This window comes from Burkholderia sp. BKH01, from assembly GCF_025685725.1.
Taxonomy (GTDB): Bacteria; Pseudomonadota; Gammaproteobacteria; order Burkholderiales; family Burkholderiaceae; genus Burkholderia; species Burkholderia pyrrocinia_C.
Map to the genome: position 1 here is coordinate 77,647 of NZ_JAOTQT010000019.1, position 18,844 is coordinate 96,490.

Here is an 18,844-nt window from a genome sequence, read left to right on the forward strand (position 1 = left end):
GCGGTGGCGCGTCAGGTAATAAAAAAGCGCAGCTCGTGTGTGAGCTGCGCTTTTTTATTGGTCGAGCGGTGCGCGACTCGCGCCGCGCCGCGGGATCACGAGCAGAATTTCGCGAGCAGCCCGAGTTGCGCGTTGCGGATCGTCTTGCCTGCGCGGCGCCGGCGGTAGTGACCGTCGCTGAGCATCTGCCAGGCCGACTGGTTGTCGCCGAGGCACACCGATAGGCCTTCGGCGATCACGCGCCGCTTGAGCTTGCGCTCGCGGATCGGGAACGCGACCTCGACGCGGCGGAACAGGTTGCGGTCCATCCAGTCGGCGCTCGACAGATAGACGTCCTCGGCGCCGCCCGCGTGGAAATAGTAGATCCGGTGGTGCTCGAGGAAGCGGCCGACGATCGAGCGCACCGTGATGTTTTCCGACAAACCCGGCACGCCGGGCTGCAGCGCGCAGACGCCGCGCACGATCAGGTCGACCTTCACGCCGGCCTGCGACGCTTCGTACAGCGCGGCGATCACCGTCGGCTCCAGCAGCGCATTCATTTTCGCGACGATGCGGGTGCGCTTGCCGGCACGCGCATTGTCGATCTCCGCACGGATCGATTCGACGATGCGCGGATGCAGCGTGAACGGCGACTGCCACAGCTCGTGCAGCGTGAGTTCGCCGCCGATCCCGGTCAGTTGCTGGAATACGTGATGGACGTCCTCGCAGATCTTCTGGTCGGCCGTCATCAGCCCGAAGTCGGTGTAGAGGCGCGCCGTGCGCGGGTGGTAGTTGCCGGTGCCGAGGTGCACGTAGCGGCGCAGCGTCGCCTTGCCGGCCTGCACGACGCGCCGCACGATCAGCATCATCTTCGCGTGGCACTTGTGGCCGACCACGCCGTACACGACGTGCGCGCCGACGGCTTCGAGCTGCGACGCCCAGTTGATGTTGGTTTCCTCGTCGAAGCGCGCGAGCAGCTCGACGACGACGGTCACTTCCTTGCCGTTGCGCGCAGCTTCCATCAGCGCGTCCATCAGCGGTGAATCGGTGCCGGTGCGGTAGATCGTCTGCTTGATCGCGACGACGCTCGGATCCTTCGCGGCCTGCTGCAGCAGTTCGAGCACGGGCTGGAAGCTCTCGTACGGGTGGTGCAGCAGGATGTCGCCGTCGTCGATCGCATCGAACATCGTCGGCGCGTTCGCGATCGCGGCCGGGGTCGATGCGGTGAACGGTGCGAATTTCAGATCGGGGCGGTCGACGAGATCGGGAATCTGCATCAGGCGCACGAGGTTCACCGACCCGGTCACGCGATAGCAATCCTTGTCGCCGAGTTCGCTTTCCTCGAGCAGGCGCCGCACGATGTGCGTCGGCGTGTCGGCCGACACCTCGAGGCGCACCGCGTTGCCTAGGTGGCGCGCGGGCAGTTCGCCCTGCAGCGCGACGCGCAGGTTCGTGATTTCGTCCTCGTCGACGAACAGCTCGCTGTTGCGCGTGATGCGGAACTGGTTGCAGCTCTTCACGACGAGTTGCGGGAAGAGTTCGCCGACAAAGCGTTGCATGAACGAGCTCAACAGCACGAAGCCGTGCTCGAAGCCCGACAGCGCGTGCGGCATGCGCACGACGCGCGGCAGCGCGCGCGGCGCCTGCACGATGCCCATCACGGCCTGCCGGCCGAACGCGTCGCGGCCTTCGAGCTCTACGACGAAGTTCAGGCTCTTGTTCAGCACGCGCGGGAACGGGTGGGCCGGATCGAGGCCGATCGGCGTCAGCACGGGCAGCAGTTCATCGAGGAAGTAGTGTCGCGCCCATTCGAGCTGCTCGTCGTTCCACGAGTCGGTCGCATGGAAGTAGATGCCTTCCTGTTCGAGCGCGGGCAGCACGGTTTCGTGCAACATCGTGTACTGTCGATGGACGAGCCGTTGCGCGCGTTCGACGACGAGATCGTAAGCATGCTGTAACGACATGCCGTCGGGCGTCAGCGCGCCGGGGTTGTCGCGAATCTGCTCCTGAAGGCCGGCCATCCGGACTTCGAAGAATTCGTCGAGGTTGCTGCTGGTGATGCAGATGAAGCGAAGGCGCTCGAGCAACGGAACCTGCGGATCGGCTGCCTGGGCCAGCACGCGCTCGTTGAAACCGAGGATGCCGAGTTCACGATTGAGAAGCGGGTAGCGGACGGACATCGGCAGAGTAGGGGATGATTCAGGCGATGATTCGAAAGGACGCTCGGAAACTCTCACGGTACGATGACGTGCTGATGACGAGAATGTATTTATATCGGCAAATTCTACGCTGTAACCGATTCGTCGCATAAATGTTTCGGCCATATACACGCGAGCGGTGTGCATGCCCGTGAAGCGTGGCAATGGCAAGCGTTCCACGCTTAAAATGTCGCCTTTGATTGACTGCCCCGTGTTGCCGGACCGGCTGCCGTGGGCGAACGCGCACGGAGCCCCAATCTGATGGTAACGACCCCCCACTTGCTGGCTGCCGTGGATCTCGGCTCGAACAGCTTCCGGCTGATCGTCGGTCGCGTCGAGGAAACGCCGGCAGGCAGCCAGATCTATCCCGTCGACGCGCTGCGCGAGCCCGTTCGGCTGGCCGCCGGCCTGTCGAGCGACAAGATGCTCGATCGCGCGTCGCAGGAGCGTGGCTGGGAGGCGCTCAAGCGGTTCGGCGAGCGCCTGCGCGATTTCCATCCCGATCATGTGCGCGCGGTGGCGACCAACACGCTGCGCGTCGCGAAGAACGCGGCCGAATTTCTCGGCGAGGCCGAAGCGGCGCTCGGTTTCCCGATCGAGGTGATCGCGGGCCGCGAAGAAGCGCGGCTGATCTATGCGGGCGCCGCGCACTCGGTGCCGGCGAGCGCCGGCAAGCGGCTCGTCGTCGACATCGGCGGCGGCTCGACCGAATTCATCATCGGCTCGCACTACACGCCGATCGTGATGGAGAGCCTCTATATCGGCTGCGTGAGCCACAGCCGTGCCTTCTTTCCGGCCGGCAACGTCGACGAATACACGATGCGGCAAGCCGAACTCGCGGCCAAGCGCGAGATCCAGATCATTTCGAGCGAATACAAGAAGGCCGGGTGGGATCAGGCGATCGGTTCGTCAGGCACCGCGCGCGCGCTCGCGGAGCTCGTCGAGGCGAACGGCTTCAACGATCCGGGCGTCGCGCACGGTATTTCGCGCGGCGGCCTCGAGCGCCTGAAGCGCGCGCTGATCAAGTCGGAGAACGTCAACCGGCTGAAGCTGGTCGCGCTGAAGCCCGACCGCGTGCCGGTGCTCGCGGGCGGCCTCGCGATCATGCTCGCGGTGTTCGAGGAGCTCGGCGTCGATTATGTCGATACGACCGACGGTGCGCTGCGTCTCGGCGTGTTGTACGACCTGCTCGGCCGCACGCAACACGAAGACATGCGTGCGGTGACCGTCGAGGGCTTTACTCGTCGCTACGGCGTCGATCGTGCGCAGGCCGAGCGGATCGGCACGCTCGCGGCGCGTCTCTACGACGAACTCGACGAAGCCGACGACGAAGCGCGCGAGGAAGGCCGGATGTTCCTCGGCTGGGCGGCCGCGTTGCACGAGATCGGCCTGTCGATCTCGCACAGCTCCTATCACAAGCATTCGGCCTATATCGCGAGCAACGCGGACATGCCGGGTTTTTCGCGCACCGACCAGGCGCGGCTCGCCGCGCTCGTGCTCGGTCACGCGGGCAAGCTCGGCAAGCTGTCGCAGGCGCGCGACGTCGAGTGGCCGCTGCTGTTCTGCCTGCGGCTCGCGGCACTGCTGTGCCGGCGCCGGACCGATGCGGGGTTGCCCGACATTTCCGTTTCGCAGATGAAGAAGGGCGGGTATGAAGTGCGCCTGCCGAGCGCGTGGGTCGAGCAGAACCCGTTGACCGACTACAGTCTCAGCCAGGAGGCTGCCGAGTGGGAGAAGGTCGGTATCCCGTATCGCGTGGTGTATACCGGCGCGTAACAGGCCGATAGCGGGGCCCGGACGGGCTCTCGGGCGGGGGCGTGCGGTTGCGGCCCTCAGGCGTGCCGCATGATCGTTCTGACGCCCGCTCAATCCGACGAGCAGACGATCGCGGTCAGGAACGGGAACGCCTGCTTGACGGTCGCGTCGCTGCCGGCCTTGCGCACGGCTTCCTCCACCGCGCTCTTCGTGCCGCGCACCACGACGCCGTAGGCCCATTCGCCGATCGGCGTGCCGTCGCCCGGACGGAAGATCGGGTCGTTCGCCTGGTAACCGAGTACGACATAGACACCGAAGCCGTACGCCGTCAGCGAGCGGTTCGTGCGGAACGCGTTGACCGAGTTCGATTCGACGTGCATCGGCTCCGACTGGATGTCGCCGGCGGCAAGCAGCGGCGCGACGAACTTGTGGCCGGTCGAATGACAGTCGAGCGCGTCGTCGAGCGCCTTCGCGGACGCGGTGCCGGTGGTCGCGAGCGCGAGCAGCGATGCGCAGAGGGCGATCTTGAGAATGTTGTTTTTCATGCGCAGATGCGGGTTGTTCACGCGCATTATCGCGTGTTCCCGGAAGTGCCGTGCGCGGGCTGCTGTGTGCGTCGTCGGTAGCCTGGCTTGCGGTCGCGATCTGCCGCGCCATAGTTGAGGCGATGCGCCGTGAGCGCCGGGATACGGCAGAGGCCGACGCGTTGTCGCCTGGACGCCCAATTGATCCCTGCTATGAACCGGACTTCCGTGAGCCGGGAATCCGCACGACCGGTTCAAGGATCCAGAAACGGAAAAAGGGATTACGGTGTTAACCGTAACCCCTTGATTCCTTTGGTCGGAGCGATAGGATTCGAACCTACGACCCTCTGATCCCAAATCGGGTGCCCCTGCTATTTTCAACGTCGTTGGCGATCGATGAAAATTATAAGCCATTGATTTGATGTGGAATTTAAGCTCATTGCGATTTTGTGTACCGACTCACAACGCTACACGTAGTAGCAAAATGATAGCAACGATGAGCGATAGCGAGAAAAAGCGGCGGGCGGGCAAGGACGCCCTGAATTTTACGAAAGCGGCGATCGAAGCGTTGCCGATGCCAGAAAAGGGCTGGAAGTATTACTACGACACGAAGGTGAGCGGTCTAGCGATCGGCATCGGCCCGAGCAGCGTCAAGACGTTCATTCTCTATCGGAAAGTCAATCGTAAGCCGGAGCGGATCAAGATTGGGCGCTATCCCGATCTGACGGTGGATAAGGCGAGGACGCAAGCTCTGACCCCGATCGCAGACATCGCCCGTGGGACGAATCCAGCCGAGTTGAAGCGTGCCCGCCGCGCGGAGATGACTTTTGGCGAGCTGTTTGACCAGTACTACGAGAATCACAGCGTCCCGCACAAAAAGACGGCAGCGGAAGACAAGCAGAAATTCGAGAAATACCTTTCCAGTAATGGGGACGGTATCAACCTCGCGTCGCGGCAGCTATCGGAGATCACGAAGGCGACGGTTGCTCAACTGTTCACCAAGATCAGCAAGGATCACAAGGTGATGGCGAACCGGGTGCTTGCGCTTGTCAGCAGTATCTTTGGCAAGGCGATCGAATGGGGAATCTGGAGCCGGGTCAACCCATGCCACGGTATCCGCAAACATAGCGAAGTCAGCCGGGATCGCTTCCTGCAGCCGGACGAGCTGCCGAAGTTCTTCGAAGAGGTGTTGGCGTATCCGAATGCCACGGTGCGGGACTATATCCTGGTAAGCCTGCTGACCGGTGCGCGCAGGGGGAATGTTGTCGCGATGCGTTGGGATTAGGTGAACCTCGAGCGAGCGGAGTGGCGTATCCCGGATACGAAAAATGGAACGCCGCAAAGTGTTCCGCTGGTTCCGGATGTGGTGGCTATTCTGCGAGCGCGGGATAAAGATCGAGGAGACTCTCCGTTCGTGTTTCCGGGCTCCGGCGAGGTGGGGCATCTTGTTTCGCCGAAGAAGGCGTGGAAGATCATTCTCGATAAGGCCGGCATTGCCGATCTTCGGCTGCACGACCTACGTCGCACGATGGGGTCGTGGCAGGCGGGGATGAGAAGAAACATTTGCTGGCTGCGCTTCCAGTCGCCCAATAAAACCGAACGGAATTTGTTGGGAAGCAAAATTCCCGATGGTCCTGGCCACGTCAAACCCGACCGCCTGAGAGATGGGGTATGAATTTTTGTCAGACCATATTGTGGTTTTCTCGACCAAGGTACATTCTCATGACCTGTCGACGTCGCTAAAATTGCGGCGATATAGCGGGGAAGCCGTTCCCGTGAGAGCGTGGGCCGTTGAGCCTGCAAAAAAACAAGAAGATGGATAACGAATGAACATGACCGAAGTGGCTCAGGCGATTCGTGGCGGCCTGATCCAGCAAGATCGCCTGCTCAAGACGAGCATCCCATCTCTGCCGGAGAACGCGCTTGTTCCTCGCCGAGCCGCGACTTATTCCGAGCTTGGCCGTGACTTCAGTGTCACGCTCGACATGGTATCTACAGCAGGCGATATTGAGCTCAAAACGTTGATCGCTCAGCCGATGACCCTTTGGCTGCAGCAAGCGAACAAGTCTTATTTACCGATCAACGGATACATCCATACAGCTCGTAGACTTGGTGCTGATGGAAGCCTTTCAAGTTACCAATTATCTTTCGCTTCATGGATGCACTTCCTAAAGTTCCGCAGCGATATGCGGTACTGGCAGGACAAGAGCGTTGACGCCATCCTCACCGATGTATTCAATGCGCATCCACAAGCGCGAGGGCAATTCGAATTCGCCTTGCTGAAGACGTTACCCTCGCGCTCGTACTGCCGTCAGAGTGAGACGGACTGGAATTTTGTCCATCGATTGATGGAAGAAGAAGGCTTGTTCGGCTTTTGGCGTCAGGACAACGAGGGGAAGTCGCATAGGTTCGTCGTGACCGACGACATTTACTCGCTTGATGAGGTCTTGCCCAAACAGGTCGGATTCTCCAGGTCGGGCACAAGTAGCGAAACGGGCGCATTTACGCAATGGGCAGGGTCGCGGACGTTGCAGAGTACCGTGTACACGACGCGCACGTTCGACTATAAGGCGCCGTCCTCTCTGGCCAATCCCAAAGGTACGACGTTGCCGACGATGGCCGGTCAAGGAAATTTGCCGGAGCAGACTGAAGTCTACGAATATACCGGTGCCTACACGTATTTGAACCAGGATCGCGGTGAGCGTCTTTCGAAGATTCACCTAGAAGAATGGGAGTCGAGGGCAAAGCGATTCCTTGGTATCGGAGGTGTTCGGGCTATCGATGCCGGCCGTCGGTTCATGCTGACTGGCCATCCTGAGCACGATCATGATCAAGCCGGGCAGCGAGAATTCGCTGCGATCAAAGTGCGTCGGTACATTGAGAACAACCTGCCGTTATCGAATCACGAAGCGAACTTTCCGTATAGCTTGCAGAGCGAACTAGCGCAGGCGAAGTTCGAACAAACGGGAGAGGTCGTCACTCACGAAGATGGCTCGGCTGGTTTTTATCTGGTCGAAGTCGAGGCGCAGCGCGTGACGGTTCCGTATAGGAGCCCGTTCGAGCACAAGAAGCCAGCGATGGAGTTAGAGACGGCAATCGTTGTTGGGCCACAGGGCGAAGAGGTGTACACGGATGCACTGAACCGCGTAAAGGTCATGTTCGTTTGGGACCGACAGAACTCGGGTAACGCAAATGCCTCGTGCTGGGTGAGAGTCGCGCAGTCAGACACAGGCGGCGGCTACGGAAGCGTGCACGTTCCGAGAGTCGGTGAGGAAGTCCTAGTGGGCTACATAGGCGGAGATTGTGATAGGCCTATCGTCCTGCATCGTGTCTACAACGGTAGCGTTCAGCCGCAATGGCATAGCAACGGCATCTTGTCCGGCTACCGTTCGAAGGAGTATTCGGGGAGCGGTTATAACGAGATGGTCCTTGACGACGCGACAGGACAGAATCGAGCCAGATTGTTCAGCAGTACAGGGAGTAGCCTGCTTCATCTCGGATATTTGATTGAGCAACACGGAAACACGCGCGGTGCATTTATTGGTTCAGGCTTCGATCTGAAGACGGACTTGTCTGGCGCAGTACGTGCGGCGCAGGGGCTGTATGTCACTACGTATCAGAAGCCGGCAAATAGCCACCAACTCGATGTGAGTGAGGCGCAGCAGCAGCTCACTGGAGCTGAGGGCGCCATTGAGGCTATGTCACAGGCGAGCCAGCAACACCAAGCAGAAAGTCTCGGTGCCGGCCGCGATGCCTTGAAGACATTTACCAATGCGACTCAGGGCACCGTACAGGGCTCGCAATCAGGTGGCAGGACAGGAGACGGTGGCAAGGGCAGTGCGAACGCGTTCAAGACCCCCGTCATGTTGTTCGCAAGCCCGTCTGGGATTGCGCTGTCGACGCCGCAATCGGTCCATATCGCGAGTGATCAGCAAACCAATCTTGTTAGCGGGCAGAGCACATTTATCGCTAGTCGAAAGTCGTTGGTGGCGAGCGTCGCGGAGAAGATAAGCCTGTTTGTGCAGAACGCAGGGATGAAATTGTTTGCAGCCAAAGGGAGGGTGGAAATTCAGGCACAGGGAGCCGAATTGGACATGGCGTCGCAGAAGGACCTCTCAATCAAAAGCGTGGGCGGGAAAGTCGTGATTGCTGCAGCACAGGAAATCGGACTCTATGTGGGCGGTTCGTATATTCGCATCACATCGTCGGGTATCGAGAACGGTACGGTAGGACAAATCAGGGAGCGATGCTCATCCTGGGACGTTGAAGCTGCTGATTCAAAACAAGTACCTATGCCGTCGTTCTCTTCGGGCGAAGTCGCAAACACATACCTCCATTCCCTGTAATTTTATCTGACAGAATCGCTATGATTATTAGTCCACCTTTTGTGAATTTGGCTCAGCCCGATAGCGACCCGAACGTTGATCCTGCGCGGGATTCATTCCCTATGCTGGAGTGTGGTCCCGGGAATGGGGCATTTCCCGTTAGCTTTAATCTCGGATGGCACGGCGGAGCGCATCTGGAAGCTCCGGTCGACAGTCAAGGGCATCTGCTTCCGGTTAGAGCGATCGCAGACGGTACGATTGTGTTCGTTCGTGCAACGGATACGAAGAACAAGCCTGAATTGAACTATGCCGGCGTACGGACTGACGACGGCTGTGTGGTCATTCGGCACGACACGGAGATCGGAGACGGCGCGCAATCAAAGATCACCTTCTTTTCTGTGTATATGCATCTGCAAAGTGTCGAGCCACTGACAGTGGGAAAAAAAGTACACCGCAAGGATAAGCTAGGCTTACCGGGGATTGTGTATAGTCGACCGGGGCGCATCCATTTCGAAATTGTATGTGACAGTCAGAACATGACGAAGTTGCTTGGACGTACCCCGGGGCCAGTGGGGAGTTCGGGCCGCACTGATGCGATCTATGGAGATATTTGGTTTTATGTTCCGGCTGGAGCGAATTTATATTCGAATGAGCCACATCCTGCTCAGAGCGATGGTGGTGTTTCGATAGGTGGAACGGCACCGCAGGTTGCAATTTCTCAGACGGCGAGTCCGCTTTCTGTACGGATGCGCTATGACCGGGGATGTACCCTGACAACATATCAATGCACCGCCGATGGTAGTTGGGAAGTTTGCGCTGAAATGCCGCCGGAGCAGGATGATGAAGATCATCTTTATAAGCGATCGGAGAAACTCAGCGAAAAATATTCTCAAGGAACACCTCCGTCGATCAGCGCAATATTTGAGGTATTGCGTTTCGGGCGATGTATAAATGAACAGGCTAATGCGAATTTTAACCATTGGCGAAAAGTGAATACTCCTGCCGGTCAGGGGTGGATCAACCTCTCTAGCCAAGGGGTGCAGGCATATAGTGATGCAGATTTTCCAGAATGGGCGGGCTGGAATTTTATTCAAGACGATTCGACGAAGACTAATCTTTGTGATTCGCCAACCTTAAGGAAATGGTTGCTGGATGCTTCTGGGGAAGCGCAAATTGATCACGCCGGAATGGTGGGGGCGCTGCAGAATGCAGCTCTCAGAAAGCGTCTTACGCAAGTGGTATGTCGATTTTCTACCGAGTGGTCTGCTAGCAATTTGGACGAACTCTACGGTTGGTTAAAGACTGAACATGAGGCATTGAGTTCACCTCTGTCCGATGACGATTTCAAGTTGTTTGAAGGACATGTTCACGCTTTGGCATTTTGGGAAGAAATTCAAGGCGAGAAGCCGGCGGCTGATGACTGTTGGCATTGGCCGCCTACGGAGTTTATTCGTCACCTCATGAAATGTAAATGGTTTAGTGAGGGCGAGTTTAAACAAATTTATCCATCTGCTTCCACGAGCTCGGTTCAGAGATACCGAGTAAACATCAATAAGGCTTTGGTTAAATATTGTTTTACGACTACACTCAGGTTGTCTCACTTCTTTGGCCAGGCATCCGTTGAGTCGGGTCAACTTCGTTATATGGCGGAGCTTTACAATGGTGATCTATTCGAATATTTCAGAAAATATGAAAAAGCCAAGAATTATAGGGGGTGGCTTGGTAATGTGGAGTGGAATGATGGTGGGAAATTCATGGGTAGAGGTTTCAAGCAGCTGACCGGAAGAGGAAATTATTCTAAATATTTTGTTTATCGAGGGTGGTTGCAAAAATCCTCCTTCGCAGAGGTGTGGTGGACTGATGCTCGCTGGTGGGGGTTCACACCTCCGTATCATCCGGCTCAACATCAGAATTTGCTGCCGATTCAAAATGCAGCGACTGTTTCTCAATTGATTTCGACCTTGAGGCCGGCAATAATTTCAAATCCAAATATTGTGTCGGATGATGCCTATGCTTGTATTGATACGGCAGGATTTTTTTGGGCGATAAATTCGCTGCTTGGTATTGCTGACAGGGATGATGCAATAACTTTGACAAATAAAATTAGAGGGGATCATGCATCTACAGCGGCAGACTTTCCTGCTGATGCACATTTTCCTCAAAGGTTGTCGGAGACGAATAGGATTAAGGGGGTTTTATCTTGAGATCAAAATTTTTGTTTTTGGCGGTTCTTTTTCTTGTAGGATTGCGCGGAGTTTTGGCTGCGAGTCCGTCTGATGTCAGTGTTTTGGCTAAATCGGGCGGTGCTTTTTTTAAATTTGTCTGTGAGGTCGATCGACCCGAAATTAAGGTGTTCGCTGGTGATAAGGTTGGTGGAGAAGCCGATGCATTGATTGATCAGAAGTTGGACGATTCGGATAACTGCGCTGGGGCGGAGTGGGGCGTAGATCACTTGGCTGAATCTGATGTAACGCTGGTTATGATTAATCCTGGAAGGTTGGGGAATAATGCCCAGATGAATGTCTACGCGCTGCAGGCTGGCAAGGCGACATTCGCTGGATATTTGCCCGTTGGGGCAGATTATGTTGGGAAGGCGGAGTATTTCTTTGATTTCGAACAGGCCGACGGATTGTGGAGAAGGGTTTATAAGGTGGTCGATGGAAGAGTAAATTTGCAAAGCGAAATTCATCTTGTGCAGTCCGGGAGCGTGTGTGTTGATAAGGGTGGAGTGATAACCGCTGATTCGGCATGTGGTGGCCGGAGATTGGCGGCTAGCGTAAAGAAGCCGCTGTGTATTGTGTACGAGAAGCAAGTTGGAAAAATTTCGCCAATCAAGGAATGTTCGCAACTGACTGGTCGGACTGAGTAATTTTTAGGGTATAAGGATAGGTGAAGATGTTTCTCGATTTATATCTTGTGATATTTTTCAACTAAGGAGTGGGGGTGTGCTGAATGCTATTCGAATTGGGGATTCAACTGATCACGGCGGGGAAGTTGTTGAGGCGTCGCGGGTTGTGGCAATAAATGGAAGAGGGGTTGCAAGAAAGGGAGATAAAATAACGTGCCCTTTACATCCCGATGTTGATCCGAACGTAATCGAAGAGGGTGATCCGAATATCAAGGATCATGGTGTTCCGATTGCGCGACAGGGGCATCTTGGTACATGTGGTTGCCATTTGATTTCAAGCCTTGACTGACATAACACGGGGTGTGCCGCAGTGTTTTGGATTCCAGTTGACTGTTTGAATTTGGTCGTGCAGTAGATCGCCTTTGACGCATGCAACGCTTGATTATCGATGAATGGAAACCGGCAAGATCGTATCTCAAATATTCGCGAGTACCTCGCAACCGCAGGATTCACGCTGTTAACTCGTGCGTGGCAGGGGGCGCCTAGTCAGTACCGGTTCCGTTGCAAGAACAATCACGTTTCCTTTCAGTCAGGAGCAAGTCTTTGGCGCCTTATCCGTGGGACGCGCGGCCCACTGCGATGTCGTCAATGCTGGGTTGAGCAGACGATGACCCGAATCCACGAGACTGCTAGCTCGGCTGGAGGCTGGTGCCTGAGTAAGCGGTATCGCGGAAAGCGCGCGAATTACCGTTTCGTCTGTGCCGCAGGCCATAAGTTTGAGGCCACGGCTGCTTCGGCCTTAGCTGGTCATTGGTGTGCAAAGTGCTCCACTGAACGACGAGCTGAGCGTCGTCGATATCAAGGTGGTCTCAAACCAATACAGGATCGTATATCCCGCCCGCTGAGGCTGAGGCAAACTACTACAGGCAACTCAGAAATACCGCTGACGTGCCTGCATTAACTTAAACCAACCAGCCTCCACGATTCCCGGCGCGGTTCAGTTCCCAAGACCAGATGGATGGATCGCGGAGGGTCGCTTTGGGATATTGTTCGGCATTGCGCCAGTCGGCGCGGGCGATGAAAAGATGGTGCTGGGCGGGGACAAGACGGGCAGCCATCGGGCGCGGTTCCTCTTATGGAAATCGCCCTAGATGGTAGCAAGATAGTAGCAATGGCCCGACGGAACCCAAAGAAAAAGGGGTTAGCATCAGCTAACCCCTTGATTCCTTTGGTCGGAGCGATAGGATTCGAACCTACGACCCTCTGATCCCAAATCAGATGCGCTACCAGGCTGCGCTACGCTCCGACGAGCCAAAGATTGTATCGTCTAATTACTGATTCGGTCAATCGCGATATGCGGGTAAATGCCGCGGCGGTGAACCGGCCACGATTTGCGACAATTCGCACGATGATCGGCCGGCCCGCACGCACGTGCGCGGGGCCGCTCGCCGAAGCAAGGAGAACATCATGATGAACCTGATCCTGTGGCGCCACGCGGAAGCCGAAGACTACGCGACGAGCGATCTCGCGCGCCAGCTGACCGTCCGTGGCCGCAAGGACGCGCAGGCGATGGCCAAATGGCTGCGTGGCCGGCTCGAGACGAACGCCATGATCCTCGCGAGCCCGGCGGCCCGCACCGTGCAGACCGCCGAGGCGCTGACCGACCAGTACCGGACCGTCGACGCGCTCGCGCCGGGCGGCAGCGTCGACGACGTGCTGGCGGCAGCCGGCTGGCCGGAAGGCATCGCGCCGACGGTCGTGATCGTCGGGCACCAGCCGACGCTCGGCAGCGTCGCCGCGCAACTGATCGCCGGCAGCGACGACAGCTGGAGTATCAAGAAGGGCGCAATCGTGTGGCTCGCGAGCCGCACGCGTGACGGCAGCCGGCAGGCCGTGCTGCGGGCGGTATTGACGCCGGAACTGGTGTGAAGCAGGCCTGACGGGGGTTAAAGGGATTCATCAGACGGTTTCGCAAGCTTTCTGCTAAAGTCAATTCGGCGACACGTCATTGAAAGGACACGGTCGTGCCACATAACGGTCACGGCCGATTACTACATTGGCGGGCATGTCGTCCTATTCCTTACGACCAGGAAAGCCTAATGCGAGAACTGCCGACGCCTACGCTCCCCTTTGCCTCGCTGCCCCTAGACACGTCGCGGCGCCACCTGCCGCGCGCTGCTGAAACCGTCACATCGGAGTATCGCCTGCGCGCTGCGTGGGCCCGCACGGAAGACGAATTGCGCGAAGCGCAACGCCTGCGTTACAGCGTGTTCGCTGAAGAGATGGGCGCGCAGGTCAGCGGCCCCTCCGGTCTCGACGTCGATCCGTTCGATGCGTACTGCGACCACCTGCTGGTTCGCGATCTCGATACGCTGAAGGTCGTCGGCACGTACCGCGTGCTGCCGCCGCACCAGGCGGCGCGTGTCGGCCGCCTGTATGCCGAAGGCGAATTCGACCTGTCGCGCCTCACGCACCTGCGCGGCAAGATGGTCGAGGTCGGCCGCTCGTGCGTGCACAGCGACTACCGTAGCGGCGCCGTCATCATGGCGCTGTGGGGTGGCCTCGGCGCGTACATGATGCAGAACGGCTACGAGACGATGCTCGGCTGCGCGAGCGTGTCGATGGCCGACGGCGGCCACTATGCTGCAAACCTGTACCAGTCGCTGTCGGCGAGCTCGCTGACGGCGCCCGAGTACCGCGCGTTCCCGCATACCGCACTGCCGGTCGACGAATTGCAGACAGGCACCGTCGTGGCGCCGCCGCCGCTGATCAAGGGCTACCTGCGCCTCGGCGCGAAGATCTGCGGCGCGCCGGCTTGGGATCCCGATTTCAACTGCGCGGATTTCCTGACGCTGTTCCGCCTGTCCGACATCAACGCGCGCTACGCCCGCCACTTCCTGGGCTGAGCCGTCTGAATCGCGTCGCGCCCGTCCTGGGCGCGCACATGCGAACGCCGTCGCGCAGCAGTCTGTCGCGCGACGGCGTTCGTGTATTCAGTCAACGTGAGTGTATCCGGCCCTGTTAATTTCGACGATGCGCGACTCCTGCCGTGCCACGGGGCGGCACGTTCGCAAACGGCTCGGGTTCGACGCCGACCGGATGGCAGGGCGGCTCGCTCAGTGCTTGCGCCGCCAGTCGAGCAGGTGGTGTTCCGCCATCCAGTGGTGGATCATCCCTTCGCCGTCATGGCTGCGCTTGTATTCGCGCGCCTCGAAGTACGACAGCGCGGCCAGCACCATCAGGCCGATAAACAGGCCGATCAGGCCCGCAATTTCCTCAGACGACATGGCAGCCTCCTTTCCACGGCACAGCGCCATGCGTACATAGTAGGACATGCGCGGCGCGACCCCGAAACCGGATTTCCGCTAGACTCGGCGCGGTCCTGGCGCGCGATGGGCGCGCCGATTTCCGGAGTGATACCCGATGCCCCGTTTCATGCTGGCCGTGCTGGCCGCAGCGCTTCTCGCCGGCTGCACCACCGATCCTCGTCAGGCTCGCCGCGGCCACCCGCCGGAAGATCCGGCCGACTATCACGGCGTGCCGACCGACATGACGCCGCCGTCGATGCTCGACGCGCCGCCGCCGAAGCCGACTCAGTAACGGTCGGCCTGGCCGACGGTCAGGCGCGGGCCGCGGGTGCGGCGTGCGCGTCGGCGCCCATGCGCCGCAACAGCCCCGGCAGGTAGCGCGCGAGCGTCGCGCCGCGCGCGGCCATGAACAGCAGCAGCGCGAACCAGAGGCCGTGATTGCCGAACGTGCCGACGGCGGCGAGCGTGGCCGCGATGAAGATCGAGAACGACACGACCATCGCGCGCATCAGCGATTGCGTCTGCGTGGCGCCGATGAACACACCGTCGAGGAGGAAGCCCCAGACGGACACGACCGGCGAGATCGCGGCCCACGGCAGGTAGCGCAGCGCGACTGCGCGGATCTCGGCCTGATCGGTCAGGCGCGCGACGATCCAGCCGCCGGCGGCCCAGTAAACGAGCGCGAACAGCAGCGCGCCGAGTGCCGACCAGAACAGCGTGACGCGCACGGCCTGCCGGAATGCGCGGCGGTCGCGCGCGCCGGCAGCCGCGCCGACGAGCGCCTCGGCCGCATGCGCGAAGCCGTCGAGGCCGTACGCCATGAAGGTCTGGAAATTCAGCAGCAGCGCGTTCGCCGCGAGCGTGGCGTCGCCCTGTTTCGCACCGAGGTGCGCGAACCAGCCGAATGCGCCGAGCAGGCACAGCGTGCGCAGGAAGATGTCGCGATTGAGCGCGATCAGCCGCTTGAGCGCCGCGCGGTCGGCGAGCGCACGCGCGGCGATTGGCCCGAGGCCGCGCGGCCGCAGCCGCCACAGCATCCACGCGCCGAGCGCGAAGCCGCACGCATCCGCGGTGGCGGTCGCGGCGCCGATGCCGGCAATGCCCCAGCCGAAGCCATATACGTAGAGCAGCACGGCGCCGATGTTCACCGCATTGATGAACACCTGCGCGACGAGCGCGAGCCGGACGCGCTGCACGCCGAGCAGGTAGCCGAGCACGACGTAGTTCGCGAGCGCGAACGGTGCGCTCCAGATTCGTGCGTGGCTGTACGCGAGGGCCGTCGCGCGGACGGCATCGCTGCCGCCGAGCGCGCTCAGCGCGAACGACAGCAGCGGCACCTGCAGCGCGAGCACCGCGGCACCGAGCGCGAATGCGACGATCAACGCGCGCAGCAGGTTCAGGCGGATGCCTGCATCATCGCCGGCGCCGTGCGCCTGCGCGACGAGGCCGGTCGTCCCCATCCGCAGGAAGCCGAAGCCCCAGAACACGAAATTGAAGAACAGCCCGCCGAGCGCGACGCCGCCGAGATACTGCGCGCCGTCGAGGTGGCCGGCGACGGCCGTGTCGACGGCGCCGAGGATCGGCTGGGTCAGGTTCGCAAGGACGATCGGGAAGGCGAGCGCGAGGACGCGCCGGTGCGTGACGGTGGCCGAGCCAGTGGCGGCCCCGTGCGGTAACGCGGATTCGGACATGGCGGACGCGTCAGGCGCGTTCCTGCACGCAGACCCATGGCGACACGACGACCGCCCACAGCTCCGGGTTGCGCGCCGCGTAGTCGGCGGCGGTTTCAGCCGGCATGCGCGCGACGAGGCCGGCAGACAGCCAGCGCGTGACCTGTTCGGCTTCGTCGCCGGCGATCGCTTCCGCGACGCTCACGAGATCGAGGTCGCGCGCGACGGACAGCAGCTTGCCCTGCGCAAAGAAGCGCTCGAGATCGCACCAGTCGATCTTGGCGGTCTCGCCGAGGAGTTTGGCGTAGAGCGGGCTGTGCGACGCGCCCGCGGCGGATTGGCGTTCAGAGGACATCGGTTTCTTGGAAAGACTGCGTGGCGCCACTATAAACCATCCGGCCTGGCGGGCCGAGCGGGTGGTGGGCGCCTTACGCGTCGCGCAGCGCGCGGCGCACGATCTTGCCCGTCGCGGTCATCGGCAGGCTGTCGACGAACGCGATCGCGCGCGGATACTCGTGCGCGGCGAGCCGTGTGCGCACATGGGCCTGCAGTGCGCTGACGAGCGCATCGTCGCCGACGTGGCCGGGGTTGAGCACGACGAACGCCTTGACGATCTCGGTGCGCGTCGCGTCGGGTACGCCGACGACGGCCGCCATTCGCACCGCCGGATGCGTGAGCAGGCAGTCCTCGATCGGGCCCGGCCCGATCCGGTAACCGGCGCTCGTGATCACGTCGTCGTCGCGGCCGACGAAGCGCACGAAGCCGTCGGCGTCGATCACGCCCGTATCGCCGGTGAGCAGGTAGTCGCCCGCGAACTTGTCGCGTGTCGCGCCGGGATTACGCCAGTATTCGAGGAACATCACCGGGTCGGGGCGGCGCACCGCGATGCGTCCTTCGACGCCGGGCGGCAGCGGCGTGCCGTTGGCGTCGACTATCGCGACCGCATGACCGGGCACCGCCTTGCCGATCGCGCCCGGTCGCGCATCGAACAGCGCCGCGCACGACGACAGCACCATGTTGCATTCGGTCTGCCCGTAGAACTCGTTGATCGTCACGCCGAGCGCGTCGCGCCCCCAGGCCGTCAGCTCGGTGCCGAGAGATTCCCCGCCGCTCGCGACCGATTTCAGCGACAGCGCGTAGCGCTCGCGCGGCGCCGCGACGGCACGCATCAGCTTCAGCGCGGTGGGCGGCAGGAACGCGTGGGTCACGCCATGCCGTGCCATCAGCGCGAACGCCGCGTCGCCGTCAAACTTCTCGAAGCGGCGGGCGAGCACGGGCACGCCGTGATGCCAGGACGGCAGCAGCACGTCGAGCAGGCCGCCGATCCATGCCCAGTCGGCGGGCGTCCAGAACAGGCGCGCGTCGCGCGGGAAGCATTGCTGCGACATCTCGACGCCCGGCAGGTGGCCCAGCAGAACGCGATGCGCGTGCAGCGCGCCTTTCGGTTTGCCGGTCGTGCCGGACGTATAGATGATCACCGCCGGATCGTCGGCGGCCGTGTCGGCCGGCTCGAAGTTGGGCGTTTCGGCGGCGAGCGCCGCGTCGTAGCGCAGCACGCCCGGCGCGTCGGGTGCATCGTCGCCGATGCAGTAGACGGTATGCAGTGCCGGCAGTTGCGCGCGCAGCGGCGCGATTTTCGCGTAGCCGGCCGCGTCGGTGACGAGCGCGGATGCCTCGCTGTTCGCGAGCCGGTATTCGAGCGCATCGACGCCGAACAGCGTGAAGAGCGGCACCGCGATCGCGCCGAGCTTGTATGCGGCAAGATGCGCGATGGCCGTTTCCGGACCCTGCGCGAGAAAGATGCCGATCCGGTCACCGCGTCGCAGGCCGGCGCGCGCAAAGCTGTTCGCGAGCCGGTTAGAAGCATTCCTCAGGTCGTCGAACGTGAGTCGAATCACGTCGCCTTGCGCGGTTTCGTGGATCAGTGCGAGCCGTCCGCTGCCGTCGGCCCATTTGTCGCAGACGTCCACGCCGATGTTGTAGCGGGCCGGAACGGCCCACCGGAAGCGGGAGAGCAGGTCGTCGTAGTGGTCGGCGGCGGGCAGCATCGGGTTGTCTCCTGGGTGTCGAGCGTGGCGTCGGGCACACGGATTACATCAGGGTTTCATGCAGACGAATCGACAATGGTGACTGCTGATAGGGAATGTTCGGACTCGTCCAATTGCCACGGCTCAGTGCACGATTCCACAATGACGCATAAGATCACGACACAACAGTGATAGGACCATGGATTTGCT

At 60.5% G+C, this 18,844-nt stretch carries 17 protein-coding genes and 1 tRNA gene; 10 read left to right on the forward strand and 8 right to left on the reverse strand.

The window, feature by feature from the left end:
* Nucleotides 1–95: 95 nt before the first annotated feature.
* Nucleotides 96–2,159, reverse strand: a complete 2,064-nt coding sequence (ppk1, locus tag OEJ37_RS24510) for a polyphosphate kinase 1 (protein ID WP_263346364.1) — start codon at nt 2,157–2,159, stop codon at nt 96–98.
* Between the two features lie 279 nt (nt 2,160–2,438).
* Here ppk1 and ppx point away from each other — a divergent pair, with 279 nt between their 5' ends.
* Nucleotides 2,439–3,953, forward strand: coding sequence for an exopolyphosphatase (ppx, locus tag OEJ37_RS24515; RefSeq protein WP_175918809.1), 1,515 nt, complete (start codon nt 2,439–2,441; stop codon nt 3,951–3,953).
* 89 nt (nt 3,954–4,042) lie between these two features.
* Here the strand turns inward: ppx and OEJ37_RS24520 are convergent, their stop codons facing one another.
* Nucleotides 4,043–4,477: a hypothetical protein gene (locus OEJ37_RS24520; protein ID WP_263346367.1), complete on the reverse strand. Its 435-nt coding sequence runs from the start codon at nt 4,475–4,477 to the stop codon at nt 4,043–4,045.
* 475 nt (nt 4,478–4,952) lie between these two features.
* Here OEJ37_RS24520 and OEJ37_RS24525 point away from each other — a divergent pair, with 475 nt between their 5' ends.
* From OEJ37_RS24525 to OEJ37_RS24550, 6 genes are all read left to right on the forward strand, one after another.
* Nucleotides 4,953–5,741, forward strand: coding sequence for a tyrosine-type recombinase/integrase (locus OEJ37_RS24525; protein ID WP_263346370.1), 789 nt, complete (start codon nt 4,953–4,955; stop codon nt 5,739–5,741).
* Complete coding sequence (locus OEJ37_RS24530) at nt 5,742–6,131, forward strand: hypothetical protein (protein WP_263346373.1); 390 nt, start codon at nt 5,742–5,744, stop codon at nt 6,129–6,131. It abuts the gene before it with no gap.
* 151 nt (nt 6,132–6,282) lie between these two features.
* Nucleotides 6,283–8,802: a type VI secretion system Vgr family protein gene (locus OEJ37_RS24535; protein ID WP_263346375.1), complete on the forward strand. Its 2,520-nt coding sequence runs from the start codon at nt 6,283–6,285 to the stop codon at nt 8,800–8,802.
* Between the two features lie 20 nt (nt 8,803–8,822).
* Entirely contained in the window at nt 8,823–10,985 is a 2,163-nt protein-coding gene (locus tag OEJ37_RS24540; protein ID WP_263346377.1) for a M23 family metallopeptidase, read from the forward strand.
* A complete protein-coding gene (locus tag OEJ37_RS24545) occupies nt 10,982–11,650 on the forward strand; it encodes a hypothetical protein (RefSeq protein ID WP_263346379.1) in 669 nt (222 codons plus the stop codon). Before OEJ37_RS24540 ends, OEJ37_RS24545 begins: the two co-directional genes overlap by 4 nt.
* Before the next feature lie 76 nt (nt 11,651–11,726).
* Nucleotides 11,727–11,978, forward strand: a complete 252-nt coding sequence (locus tag OEJ37_RS24550; protein WP_263346384.1) for a PAAR domain-containing protein — start codon at nt 11,727–11,729, stop codon at nt 11,976–11,978.
* Between the two features lie 613 nt (nt 11,979–12,591).
* Here OEJ37_RS24550 and OEJ37_RS24555 read toward each other — a convergent pair.
* Together OEJ37_RS24555 and OEJ37_RS24560 are read right to left on the reverse strand one after the other, a co-directional pair.
* Nucleotides 12,592–12,747, reverse strand: a complete 156-nt coding sequence (locus OEJ37_RS24555; RefSeq protein ID WP_174419113.1) for a hypothetical protein — start codon at nt 12,745–12,747, stop codon at nt 12,592–12,594.
* 111 nt (nt 12,748–12,858) lie between these two features.
* A tRNA-Pro gene (locus OEJ37_RS24560) sits at nt 12,859–12,935 on the reverse strand.
* A 161-nt stretch (nt 12,936–13,096) separates the two neighbouring features.
* On the opposite strand from OEJ37_RS24560, the gene sixA reads away from it, so the two are divergent.
* On the forward strand, nt 13,097–13,558 hold the full coding sequence (sixA, locus tag OEJ37_RS24565) for a phosphohistidine phosphatase SixA (RefSeq protein ID WP_174419114.1): 462 nt from the start codon (nt 13,097–13,099) through the stop codon (nt 13,556–13,558).
* Between the two features lie 170 nt (nt 13,559–13,728).
* Nucleotides 13,729–14,535, forward strand: a complete 807-nt coding sequence (locus OEJ37_RS24570; protein ID WP_096472976.1) for a GNAT family N-acetyltransferase — start codon at nt 13,729–13,731, stop codon at nt 14,533–14,535.
* Between the two features lie 210 nt (nt 14,536–14,745).
* Here the strand turns inward: OEJ37_RS24570 and OEJ37_RS24575 are convergent, their stop codons facing one another.
* The gene (locus OEJ37_RS24575; RefSeq protein ID WP_174419115.1) at nt 14,746–14,916 is read right to left on the reverse strand and encodes a hypothetical protein; all 171 of its coding nucleotides are present in this window, start codon (nt 14,914–14,916) and stop codon (nt 14,746–14,748) included.
* Nucleotides 14,917–15,052: 136 nt separating this feature from the next.
* Between OEJ37_RS24575 and OEJ37_RS24580 the strand changes: the two genes are divergently transcribed.
* A complete protein-coding gene (locus tag OEJ37_RS24580) occupies nt 15,053–15,229 on the forward strand; it encodes a hypothetical protein (protein ID WP_263346391.1) in 177 nt (58 codons plus the stop codon).
* A gap of 19 nt (nt 15,230–15,248) precedes the next feature.
* Here OEJ37_RS24580 and OEJ37_RS24585 read toward each other — a convergent pair whose 3' ends face one another.
* The 3 genes from OEJ37_RS24585 to OEJ37_RS24595 all read right to left on the reverse strand — a co-directional run bounded on the left by OEJ37_RS24585 (nt 15,249) and on the right by OEJ37_RS24595 (nt 18,655).
* Nucleotides 15,249–16,628, reverse strand: a complete 1,380-nt coding sequence (locus OEJ37_RS24585; protein ID WP_174419117.1) for an MATE family efflux transporter — start codon at nt 16,626–16,628, stop codon at nt 15,249–15,251.
* A 10-nt stretch (nt 16,629–16,638) separates the two neighbouring features.
* On the reverse strand, nt 16,639–16,962 hold the full coding sequence (locus OEJ37_RS24590; protein WP_034183291.1) for a DUF2288 domain-containing protein: 324 nt from the start codon (nt 16,960–16,962) through the stop codon (nt 16,639–16,641).
* Between the two features lie 73 nt (nt 16,963–17,035).
* The gene (locus tag OEJ37_RS24595) at nt 17,036–18,655 is read right to left on the reverse strand and encodes an acyl-CoA synthetase (RefSeq protein WP_175945480.1); all 1,620 of its coding nucleotides are present in this window, start codon (nt 18,653–18,655) and stop codon (nt 17,036–17,038) included.
* Nucleotides 18,656–18,844 lie beyond the last annotated feature (189 nt).